This is a genomic window from Streptomyces sp. NPDC002138 (assembly GCF_040296485.1).
Taxonomy (GTDB): Bacteria; Actinomycetota; Actinomycetes; order Streptomycetales; family Streptomycetaceae; genus Streptomyces.
This window is the reverse complement of sequence record NZ_JBEOXE010000030.1, coordinates 13,822-25,411: the sequence shown is the minus strand read 5'-3', so window position 1 is coordinate 25,411 and position 11,590 is coordinate 13,822. Positions and strand designations below refer to the sequence as shown.

Sequence of the window (11,590 nt, the reverse complement as noted above, 5' to 3'; positions counted from 1 at the left end):
CCTCCTCCCTAGCCGCGGAACCTGAGTACGGTGGTGAACCCCTGTGCGCTGTCGGCGAAGCCCGTGCCGATCAGCGTGGTGCTGGGTTCCTTGCGCCCGAAGCCGGCCGAGTACCAGCCCAGGGGCGGATCGGTCTCCCCGCGGTGCGCCCGCCAGGACAGCTGCCCGGGCAGGTCGAGCACGGCGGAGCGGTCCTCGCCGTCCCGGGTCCAGGTGAGCACCGCCCGGTTCTCCACCAGGTCCGCGGTGATCGCGGGGCCCAGGTGGAACGCCAGCCGCGCGGCCCCGCCCGCGCCGCGCACCTCGTCGACCACCCGCAGCTCCTCGGCCGCGGGGTCCAGCTCCACCCGGCGGCGGTGCACGGAGCGCTGGTAGCCGTCGTGCTCGGCGCACCAGCGGAGCGTCCCCCCGGCGGAGCCGCCGGAGGTGTCCGCGGCCAGGACGCGGCTGCGGGCGTGCCGGGTCCACAGGAACGGGCCGCCGGAGACCGACTGGTCGCCGCCGTCCAGCTGCAGGGTGTTGTGGCCGAGGGTCGAGCGGAAGTACTGCCGCCAGGCGGGCTGCCCGTGGTAGCAGAACGTCCCCGGGTCGGCGAGGACGTCCACCCCGTCGTGCCGGACCTCCACGGACAGCGCGTCCGCGTGGGCGTGCGCGGCGATGGACAGGAACCCGTGCGGACCGCCGTCGCAGCGCACCCAGATCCGCGCCGGACCGCGCAGGATGGTCATCCCCGCATCGGCGAAGTGGGCCGGTCGCGCGGCCGGGCGCGTCACGGCCGGCCCGGTTCCGCTCTTCGCGTACGGCCGGACGAGCGCGGCCAGCAGCGGGGTGCGCACATCGGTGCCGGTCACCTCCGGCCACCAGTCGAGCCGGCCGAACACGGCGTCCCCGGTGGCCAGCAGCGAGGCCCAGCGGTCGGTGCCCGCGCCGTCCACGATCAGACCGTGCCCGTCGTCCGCGTCTCCCTGGCGCGGCGGCCGCAGCCGGTTGTCCACGATCGCCGCGAGCGCGTCGGTCATCCGCAGCAGCACCAGCCGGACCGACGCGGGGACCGGCACGTCGGCGGCGTCCGCCTCGGCCACCGCGGCCAGAGCGAGCTCCAGTACGAGCCCGTGGTATTCGGTGGCCAGCTCGCGGTTGAGGCCGGAGCCGAAGGTGTTGCTCCGCAGGTGCCGCTCCAGCGACCGCAGCGCGTCGTCCCGCCAGCGCGCCGAGGAGGGGAACCAGCCGAACGCGCAGGCCGCGGCGAACTGCCCGGCGGCCTCGGCGACGATGTGGTTGTTCGCCGAGGACCCCCGGCTGGGGAAGGCGGCCAGCCAGCGCTGGTGGTGCCAGATCTGGTGCAGGGCCACCGGGTTGCCCTCGAACAGCCCGGCCGCGCCCGGCCAGCCGTCCAGCAGCCGCCGGATCCACACCCAGGACAGCAGCCGGATCCCCAGCTCGATGCCGCTGATCCAGTGCACCCCGCGCAGCGGCGCGTTGGCCGCCCACCACGTCCGCAGGTGCGCGGCCACCCGCTCGGCGTACCGCTCGTCCCCGGTGACCGCGTAGGCGGCGGCGAGCACGGTGAGGTACTGGTGCCGGGACAGCTCCCAGATCTGCTTGATGTCCCCGACCGCGTTCTCGTCCCGGTACGGCATGTCGAAGGCGTAGCCCTGCGGAGCCCGCCGCCCGGTCTTCGGGTCGTACCACCAGTCCGGCTCGGCCAGATCGTCCCGGTCCACCCCGAAGTACTCGGCGTGCCCGGCCATCAGCCGGTCCGCCTCGGCGACCAGGCGCTTCGCGGCGTCCGGTGGCACCGCGTCGAGCGTTCCGGCGGGCAGCACCGCCGTGAAGCGGGCGCCGGTCACAGCCGGGCCGTCCGGCAGCGCGGAGCGCCACCGCCGCCTGCGCACCGCGTCGCCCACCCGGCCGCCGACCTCCCGCGGTCCCATCCGGGACAGCCGCCGCAGGTACCAGCCCGCGCTCGTGGTCATCGCGCCCTCGTCAACGTCACCGGCGCGCCGCTGGCCAGGCCGGCCTGGACCGCGAGGGTGGCCGCCGTGGTGGCGACCAGCGACTCCAGCGGCACCGGCATCGGGCCACCGGTGCGCACGGCCCGGATGAACGCGGCCAGTTCGGCGGACTGGCCCTTGTCCCTGGCCTTGGGCAGCCGCGAACTGTCCCACCGCTTGCGTGCGTAGACCGAGGCCCGGACGAAGTCGTCGAGCCGCAGCACCTTGCCGTCCGCGATGAGGTCCAGCGTCTCCTTGGGGAAGCCGGGCGAGCCGGTGGTGACGTAGCTGATGGTGGCGTTGGACCCGTCCGGGTAGCGCAGCACCACCTGCAGGTCCTCGTTGCCGGCCGGGGCGGTCGCGTACACCGAGACCGGGTCGGCCTCGAGCAGCCAGCTCACCGTGTCGATGAAGTGCCCGCCCTCGCCGGCGAAGCGCGAGCCCTCGGTGCCCTGTTGGAGGTACCAGCTGCCGTGCTGGAGCCGGCCCGCGTTGATCAGGTAGCGGACGCTCGCCGGGCCGGTCCGGACGTCGAACCGCTGCTTCGCCTCGCGCAGCAGCGGCGCGAACCGGCGGTTGAAGCCCACCTGCAGCCGGTCGTTGCCGGACTCCTCCACCGCCGCGAGCACACCGGCCAGTTCGTCCTCGGTGAGGGCCAGGGGCTTCTCCACGAACACCGTCTTGCCGGCCAGCAGGGCCCGGCGGGTCAGTTCGGCGTGCGAGCTGTGCCGGGTGACGACGAACACCGCGTCGATGGACGTGTCGCCCAGCACGGCGTCGAGATCGGTGGTCGCCCGGGCGAAGCCGAACTTCCGCTGCGCGTTGGCCGCGGACAGCGCCGTCGTGGTGACGACCGTGGACAGCTCGACGCCGTCGCGCTGGGACAGGTGCGGCAGCAGCATCGACGTCGCGTAGTTGCCCGCGCCGACGAACGCCAGGCGTACCGGCGTCGTGCCGGTCCGGGCCGGGGCGGTCCGGACCGGGGCGGTCCGGTCGGGGGCGGACTCTCCGCCGCCGCGCCGCACCGCGGGCACGGCCACCGCCGGGGCCTGCGCTTCCCCCGCGTGGTCGGGGTACCGGAACAGCACGGCCACGGCCTTCAGGTCGCCGTCCTTGAGGCGCTGGTACGTCTCGACGGCGTCGTCGAAGTCCGCGATGTGGGAGACCAGGGGCTCCACGTCGACGCTGCCCCGGGCGAGGAGGTCGAGGAAGCACGCCAGGTTGCGGCGCTCGGTCCAGCGCACGTACCCGATCGGATAGTCCCGCCCCTCCAGCTCGTACTCCGGGTCGTAGCGCCCGGGGCCGTAGGAGCGGGAGAACCGGACGTCGAGCTCCTTCTCGTAGTACGCGTTCCACGGCAGGTCCAGGCGGCACTTGCCGATGTCGACGACCCGGCCGCGGTCCCGGCTCAGCGCGGCGGCCAGCTCGACGGGCTGGTTGCTGCCGCCACCGGCGGCCAGGTACACCTGGTCCACGCCGTGACCGCCGGTGAGCTCCGCGACGGCGGCCTCCACGGCCGCGGACGCGGGATCGCCGCAGGCCGCGGCGCCCAGACGCTCGGCGAGTTCGCAGCGCCCCGGATCCGGGTCGGCCCCGATGACGCGGACGCCCGAGGCGGCCAGCAGCTGCACCACCAGCTGCCCGATCAGCCCGAGGCCGATCACCAGCGCCGTCTCGCCGAGTTGCGGCTCGCCGCGACGGACGCCCTGCAGCGCGATCGACCCGACCGTGCCGAAGGCCGCGTACCGCGCCGCGAGGCCGTCCGGCACCCGGGCGTAGAGGTTCTTCGGCACCCAGTTCAGCTCGGCGTGCAGCGCGTGCTCATTGCCCGCGCAGGCCACGAGGTCGCCGACCGCCACGTCGTCGATCCCGGCGCCGACCTGCTCGACCACCCCGCACAGCGAGTAGCCGAGCGGCGTGTACGAGTCCAGCTTGCCCATCACCTTGCGGTAGGTGGCGGGCACCCCGTTGGTGGCCACGCTCTGCATGACCTTGGCCACCTGGTCCGGCCGGGAGCGGGCCTTGCCCACCATCGACATGCCGGCCTCGGACACCTTCATCAGCTCGGTGCCGGTGGAGATCAGCGAGAAGGCGGTCCGGACCAGCACACCGTTCGGCTTGCACCCCGGCACCGGGACGTCGAGCAGCGCCAGCTCGCCGCTCTTGTAGTTCTGCACCACTTGTTTCACCGGAACTCCTGTTGCTCTACGCCGTCTTGTGAGTGCTCTGGCCGGAGCCAGAGGTCGCGCCGCGGTACCAGTACTCGAGGGTCAGTACGTGCCAGAGATGTTTGGAGAAGTCGCGCTGCCCGGAGGCGTCCTCGGCGACCATGCGCGCCAGCGCGTCGCGGCGCAGGAACCCCGAGTTCACGAGGACGCCGTCGTGCACCACCTCGCGCACCAGCGGTGCCAGGTCCCGGCTCATCCAGGCCCGCAGCGGGGCGCTGAACAGGCCCTTGGGCCGGTACACGATCTCCCGGGGCAGGATCGAGGTGGCCGCCTGCTTGAGGACGGCCTTGCCCTGCCGTCCGACGATCTTGCGATCGCCGGGCACGGCGAACGCCGCCTTGACCACCTCGACGTCCACGTACGGCACCCGCACCTCGGTCGACGCGGCCATGCTGGAGCGGTCCGTGTAGGCGAGGTTCAGGCCCGGCAGGAACATCCGGGCATCGCCCAGGCACATCCGGTTGACGAAGTCGTCGAGGTCGTTGTCCTCGTAGACGTCCGCGTGCTCGGTCAGCACGTCATCGACCGTCCCCGCCAGGTCCGGATCGATCAGGGCGAGCAGTTCGTCCCGGTCGTACATGGTGTAGCTGCGCCGGAACGCGGTCTCCTCCGGCAGATCGGCGAAGGAGAGGAAGCGCTTCGCGAACCGCACCGAGCGGTACCCGCGGCGGGCCGTGGCGACCGGCAGCCGGTCCACGGCCCCGGACAGGCCGCGCCGCAGGGGCCGCGGAACGCGCTGGTAGCGCAGCGCGAGCAGGTTGGCCAGGTGCTTGCGGTACCCGGCGAACAGCTCGTCGGCGCCCATCCCCGAGAGCATCACCTTGATCCCGGCCTCCCGGGCGGCCGAGCAGATCAGGAAGGTGTTGATCGCGGCGGGGTCGCCGATCGGCTCGTCCAGGTGGTGGGTCATCTGCGGCAGCAGGTCGAGCACGTTCGGAGCGATCTCGATCTCGTGCAGGTCGACGCCGAAGCGCTCCGCCACCTGCCGGGCGTAGCGCAGATCGTCCGGCATCGCCTCGAACTTGGCGTCCTCGGCCCGGAACCCGATCGTGTAGGCGGAGATGCCGGGGTGGTCGCGGGCCGCCAGCGCGGTCAGATAGCTGGAGTCGAGCCCGCCGGAGAGGAAGGTCGCCACGGGTACGTCGGAGAGCAGGTGGCGCCGGGTGGACTCCTCGACGATGGCCGCGATGTCCGGCAGCTCGCCGCTCCGGGCCCGCTCGCGGCCCTCCGCGGCGACGTCCCGCAGGTTCCAGAACCGGCCGCGCTCCACACCGCCGTCGGGCCGGCACCGCAGCCAGCTCCCCGGCGGCAGCTTCTCCGCCTCGCGGTACGCGCAGCGCGAGTCCGGCACCCAGTAGTACAGCAGGGAGGCCACCAGCGCCGCGTGGTCCACCTCCAGAGACCCGCCGGTGGCGGCGGCGAGCGCCTTGAGTTCGGAGGCGAACGCCAGGCCCCCGTCGCGCCGGAGCAGGAACAGCGGCTTGATGCCGAGCTGGTCGCGGGCGAGCACCAGCTCCCCGGTCCGCTCGTCGAAGATCCCGAACGCGAACATGCCGCGCAGCCGGGGCAGACAGTCCGTGCCCCAGCGCCGCCAGGCCTCCAGCACCACCTCGGTGTCGGACGTACCGCGGAAGCGCGCCCCGGCCGCCGCCAGTTCGGCGCGCAGCTCGGGGGCGTTGTACAGCTCGCCGTTGTACGTCAGGGCGAGGCCGCCCGAGACCATCGGCTGGGCGCCGGTCTCGGACAGGTCGATGATGGCCAGCCGACGGTGGCCGAGGTGCACCTCGCCGTCACCGGCGGGGTGGTCGTACCGGCCCGCGCCGTCCGGACCGCGGTGGGCGAGGGTATCGGTGAGCCGGTCGGTCACGGCCTTCCCGTCCGGCCATCGGTAGGTGCCTGCGATGCCACACATGTACTACCGCGCCTTCTGGTCGATGTCCGGTACTCGTGCCCATGACGGCCGCTCCGTCGGCGGCCCGTCCGTTTCGTTCTGCCGGTCCGGCCGCTCGCCGCGGCCGCGCGGCGCGGTGGGCCGCCCGTCCCACAGCGTGCCGTCGGTCCGGTCACGCGGATCGGGGTCGATCAGCACCACACCGATCACCGCGATGCCCAGGTCCGCGAGCTGCCGCGCCACGGTGTGCAGCCAGGCGGCGCTGCCGTGCCCGGCCCGCACGACGAGCACGGTCCGCGTTCCGAGGTGCGGCAGGTCGGTCCACGCCGCGCCGGGCGCCACCGAGCCGACGCCGACCCGGCGCCCCTGGTGCGCCGCGGCGCCCTCGCCGCGGACCACGGTGGGATCTCCCGGCTTCGGGCGGCGGCCCGCGAGGTGCGAGCCGGGCAGAGCGTCGACGATGGCCACCGGTTCCTCCGGGGCCAGCGCCCCGGCGAGGTCCAGGGCGATCAGGCTCGCGCTGCGCGCACAGCCCAGCTCCAGCAGCGACACCGGTTCCGCGGAGCCGCGCACGGTGCGGGCCAGGGTCGCGGTGAGCCGTTCGCGCGCCGCCCGGATGCGTCGGCGGTGCCACAGTACGGGCGACCGGCGGGGCAGCTCCGAGAGGACCGAGGCCCCGAGGTGCGCGGCGATGTCGCGGCGCAGCACCGGGCGGTCCGCCACCACCGCGCCGACCGCGGCCACCGCGAGCCCGAGGACCAGCCCGAGGACGAGCCCGACCGCGGCGTTGGTGGCGGCGGTCTTGGGCAGGGAGTGCCGCACCGCCCGCGGCGCGTCCACGATCTGCGTACCGGCGATCAGCTGGGGCGTGCCGATGCGCGCCTCCGCGGCACGCTGGCCGAAGTCGGTGATCCGCGAGGTGAGTTCGGCCCGGCGGGCGAAGAGCGTCTCCATGTTCGCAGACGCCTTCGGTCCGCTCTGCGCCGTGCCGTCCCCGATCGTCTTGTTGACCTGGGCGAGCTCGGTCTGCATGCGGTCACGCTGGTCGAGCAGGGTCTTGGCCTCGGCGTCCGCCGCTTCCTGGATCCGCTTCACGTGGTCCGCGACGAACGCGTCGGCCAGCGCCTTCGCCCGGGCCACCGCCTTCGCGTCGCTGTCCGCCGTCACGGTGATCTGCAGCAGGTTGTTCGTCAGGCCGAGGCCCGCGTAGTCCTGCATGAAGTCCTCCGGCGCGTCCGGGGACCCGAGGGACCGCAGGGCCTGGCCCGCGATCCGCGTGGTCTGCAGCAGCGCGGCGTCGGTGCGGATCAGCGTTCCGGGGTCGTTCGGCTGGTCCGCCTGGTGCGCGACCAGCACCTTGGTCACCGCGGTGGGCGGCGGTGGCATGAGGACCGCCACCGCAGCGCCGAGGAGGAACCCCAACAGGGCCATGGTGGACCAGAGTCGGCGGCGCCTGCGCACCGCGACCACCAGTGCCTGCAGGTCCACCAGGGGAGCGGTCGCCGACGGCTCCGAAGCCGTGCTCGTCGTCACGCCGCACCTCCCGCCGCGTCGGCGCCCACCGCGACCGCCGCCGGGGCGTCCTCGAGGGGACGGTCGTCGGACCGCGTCCCCCGGGCCCGGACCGGGTCGGCGAGGACGATGCCGACGACCTGCTGCTCGGCGTCCGCGCAGGCCTCGGCGATGCCGGCGAGTTCCCCCGCCGTCCAACTGCCCGCGCTGAGCACGACCAGGACGGCGGACTCGTCGTCGCGGTCCGGCACCAGCGGCCGGGACACCGGCACGTCCACCACGCGCAGCAGCGGATCGCCCCCGGACTCGGCTGCGAGCCGCACGGCGGCGCCGTGGGCGAGCTCGTCGCCCTCCGGCACGACCACGAGCAGCCGCCGGGGGGACGGCAGCGCGTCCCGCAGACGGCCGCACACCCGCTGGTAGCGGATCCGCAGGCCGGCCTCGTCGGCGGAGGCCCGCGGCGTGGGGAGGTCCCACCGGACGTCGACGCCGAGCAGCCGGCGGATCCCGGCCCGCGGGCCACGGCCGCGCGGCCGGTGCGCGAGCCGGTCCCCCGGTACATCGACGGTACCCAGCAGCGCCGAGCCCAGCGCCGCGGCGATCTCCGGTTCGGTGCGCAGCCGACGGCTCATCCGCGCGGCGGCGAGATGGCCGATGACCGCGCACAGGAAGAACAGCAGCGCCCCGGCGCCGATGAGCTGTGTCCGCGTCGGCGGGGCCTGACCGGCCGGCCGGGCGGCCTGTCCCATCACGACCATGTTCGCCCTGCTCACGCTTGCGTCGGCCTGGTCCAGTTTCTTGATGGCTTCCTGCAACGAGGTACGCAGCTTCGCGAGCTCGGTGCGGGTCTGCACGCTCTCCACGGTCTGTCCCGGATCCGTCGCGTCGGCGAGCTCGGTGATGCGACGGCTGGTCTGCACCACCATCTGGCGCAGGGCCTCGGGCTGCGCCGCCGCCTCGGGATCCGTGCCGGAGCCCGCGATCCGCGCGGCGTACGTGACGAACTGCTGGGCCACCTGGTCGGCGAGCCGCTGTGCGTGCGCCGGGGTGTCGTCCGTACCCGAGATCTGGATGATGTTCCCGTCGGCGGCCTTGGCGGCCACCCGGTCCCGCAGGTCGGTGCCGCTGAGCCCGGGCCGGCCGAGCGTGGCGGCGGTGCGGTCGAGCACCACCGAACTGGTCGCGATCTGGGCCTGGGTCAGCAGCTCGCGCTCCTGCCACGCCCCCGGCAGCAGCACCGATGCCGACGTCGTGTAACTCGGCGGAAGCAGCAGCGAGGTGCCGTAGCCGACGAGCGCACCCACCATGGTGAGGACGGTGAGGAGCCGCCAGCGCCGCCGGATGATCCGGCCGATCGTGACCAGACGTATCGTGTCATCGCTCAACGGTGCGGCCTTCTCCCCGACCTGTCCGGTCGCCCGCCGGCGCCGGAGCACCGGCGCGGCAGGCCGCGGCGTAGGCGGCGAGCAGCGACGCCTGTGAGTTCCGCCAGGAGAGCGGACCGCTGATCCGCTCCTGGCCGATCTTGCCCATCCGGGCCCGCATCTCCGGATCGTCCAGCAGCAGCGCGATCAGCCGGGCGAACTCGGCCTCGTCGTTGGCGGGCGCGTAGACGGCGGCTTCACCGGCGGAGACGCGCGCCTCCCGGAGGTCGAACGAGACGATGGGCCGGCCCATCACCATGTATTCGAGGACCTTGTTCATGGTCGACACGTCGTTGAGCGGATTGCGTGGGTCGGGGGAGAGGCACACGTCCGCGGTTGACAGGTAGCGCACCAGATCGGCGTCCGGGATGCGCCCGGTGAACTGCACCTGCTCCGAGAGCCCGAGCGTGCGGGACAGCTCCACCATCGCGTCGAAGCTGTCGCCCGCGCCGACGAACACCGCGTGCCAGTCGGTACGCCCGCACTCGTCGCGCAGCTTCGCGAGGGCGCGCAGGGCGTAGTCGACCCCGTCCTGCGGGCCCATGACCCCCAGGTAGCACAGCAGATGGGGCTTGCCGCGCTTCAACTCCGGCTCCGGAGGCACCGGTTGGAACCGGTCGGTGTCCGGCGCGCTGCGCACCACGAAGACGTCCGACGGCCGTCGGCCGCCACGCTGCAGCGCGACGTCGCGGTAGCTCTCGTTCGTGGCGAGCACGATGTCCGCGGCCCGGTAGGTGCGCCGTTCCAGCGCGCACACGGCGCGGTAGAGCAGGTCCTCGCCGCGGTCGAACCGGGAGAGGTACAGCTCGGGCACCAGGTCGTGCTGGTCGAAGACGAACCGCGCCCCGCGCCGCTTCAGCCACAGCGCCGGCAGGAACAGCAGGTCCGGGGGATTGCAGGCGTGGACCACGTCGACCGGGCCGACCTTGCGGGCCAGCCGGAGGGTGTGCCACAGCGCCGAGCCGTACTCCCGCAGGTAGCCGGCCGGACCTCCGGTGGCCGCGCGCAACGGGTAGCGGTGGATCCGCACCCCGTCGATCACCGCCTCCGCTTCCGTGTCCCGCTTCTCGCCCCGGGGGCAGATGACGTCCACCGTCCAGCCCGCGTCGCGCAGCGTCGTGCACTCCTGCCACACGCGCCGGTCGAACGGCACCGACAGGTTCTCCACCAGGATCAGCGCGCGACGGGTCGCCCCGTCGCCGCCGGTTGCGTTACCAAGCAAGGCCCATGTACCCCGGTTCGGCCCGGCGCGCGTCGGCGTCGGGGAGGTGGATGAGGTCGACGATCACCGGGCCGTCGCCATGGGGGAGCGCCGACAGCACGGCCGGGTCCTTGGTCCCGACCAGGCACACCTCGGCATGCTCCAGGACCTCCTCGACCGACTCCGAGAGGAGCTGCGCGAGGTGCGGCAGCCGGGTCTCGATGTACTCGCGGTTCGCCCCGAGCAGCCGGGAGATGTTCACGTTGGGGTCGTAGATCCGCAGGTCGTATCCCTTGCCGAAGAGCCGCTCGGCCAGCTCGACGAGCGGGCTCTCGCGGAGGTCGTCGGTGCCGGGTTTGAAGGACAGCCCGAACAGGCCCACCCGGCGCTTGCCGGTGCGCTCGACCAACTCCACCGCGCGCTGCAGGTGGTCGGAGTTGGAGGGCAGCACGTGGGCGAGGATGGGCACCGAGACGTCGGCCCGCCGCGCCGCGTGCACCAGGCTGCGCAGGTCCTTGGGCAGGCAGGAGCCGCCGAAGGCGAAACCGGGCCGCAGGTAGGCGGAGCTGATGTTCAGCTTGCGGTCGGCCAGGAACACGTCGATCACCTGGTGCGAATCGACCCCGAGGGCCTGGCAGACCGCGCCCAGCTCGTTCGCGAAGCCGATCTTGAGGCCGTGGAACGCGTTGTCCGCGTACTTGATCGCCTCGGCCGTCGGGATGGGCACCCGGAACACCTCGCCCGGCAGCCCCTCGTACAGCGCCGCCACCACGTCGCCGCTCGCCGGGTCCAGCTCGCCGATGACGGTCTTGGGCGGGTCGAAGAAGTCCCGCACGCTCGTGCCCTCGCGCAGGAACTCCGGATTGACCGCGACCCCGATGTCCACCCCGGCCGTGCCGCCGACGTACTTCTCCAGGATCGGTACCAGCAGGTTCATACAGGTGCCCGGGAGCATGGTGCTGCGGAACACGACGGTCTGGCGCCCGCCCCGCTCGGCCACCGCGGCGCCGATCTGCTCGGTGACCCGCTCCAGGTACGTGGTGCACAGGCTGCCGTTGGGTTCCGACGGCGTGCCGACGCAGACCAGCGACACCTCGCTGTTCATGATCGCCTCGCGGACGTCGGCGGTGGCGCGCAGCGCTCCGGTCCGCACGACCTCGGCGATCATCTCGCCGATCCGCTCCTCGACCACCGGGGCCTTGCCGTCGTTGACCAGGTCGACCTTCACCTGGTTCACGTCCACCCCGATGACCTCGTGGCCCATGCTGGCCAGACACGCGGCCGACACGCAGCCCACGTAGCCGAGCCCTAAGACGCTGACTCTCATAACCCGTTCCTCC

General features: G+C 73.3%; 6 protein-coding genes and 1 pseudogene. All 7 read right to left on the bottom strand.

Annotated elements, in window-relative coordinates:
* Positions 1–8 precede the first annotated feature (8 nt).
* The 7 genes and pseudogenes from ABT084_RS20510 to ABT084_RS20480 all read right to left on the bottom strand — a co-directional run bounded on the left by ABT084_RS20510 (position 9) and on the right by ABT084_RS20480 (position 11,577).
* Positions 9–1,976 carry an alginate lyase family protein gene (locus ABT084_RS20510; protein ID WP_351045720.1) on the bottom strand — a complete coding sequence of 656 codons (1,968 nt, stop codon included), beginning with the start codon at positions 1,974–1,976 and terminating at the stop codon, positions 9–11.
* Entirely contained in the window at positions 1,973–4,183 is a 2,211-nt protein-coding gene (locus ABT084_RS20505) for a bi-domain-containing oxidoreductase (protein WP_351045717.1), read from the bottom strand. Before ABT084_RS20505 ends, ABT084_RS20510 begins: the two co-directional genes overlap by 4 nt.
* Before the next feature lie 16 nt (positions 4,184–4,199).
* Complete coding sequence (gene asnB / locus ABT084_RS20500; protein ID WP_351045715.1) at positions 4,200–6,134, bottom strand: asparagine synthase (glutamine-hydrolyzing); 1,935 nt, start codon at positions 6,132–6,134, stop codon at positions 4,200–4,202.
* A gap of 3 nt (positions 6,135–6,137) precedes the next feature.
* Positions 6,138–7,646, bottom strand: a complete 1,509-nt coding sequence (locus tag ABT084_RS20495; protein ID WP_351045712.1) for a Wzz/FepE/Etk N-terminal domain-containing protein — start codon at positions 7,644–7,646, stop codon at positions 6,138–6,140.
* Positions 7,643–9,010 carry a Wzz/FepE/Etk N-terminal domain-containing protein gene (locus tag ABT084_RS20490; protein WP_351045709.1) on the bottom strand — a complete coding sequence of 456 codons (1,368 nt, stop codon included), beginning with the start codon at positions 9,008–9,010 and terminating at the stop codon, positions 7,643–7,645. The genes ABT084_RS20495 and ABT084_RS20490 overlap by 4 nt, the downstream gene beginning before the upstream one ends.
* Positions 9,007–10,271, bottom strand: a pseudogene (locus tag ABT084_RS20485) (glycosyltransferase family 4 protein). Before ABT084_RS20485 ends, ABT084_RS20490 begins: the two are co-directional and overlap by 4 nt.
* Positions 10,261–11,577, bottom strand: coding sequence for a nucleotide sugar dehydrogenase (locus ABT084_RS20480; protein WP_351045703.1), 1,317 nt, complete (start codon positions 11,575–11,577; stop codon positions 10,261–10,263). The pseudogene ABT084_RS20485 and the gene ABT084_RS20480 overlap by 11 nt, the downstream one beginning before the upstream one ends.
* Positions 11,578–11,590 lie beyond the last annotated feature (13 nt).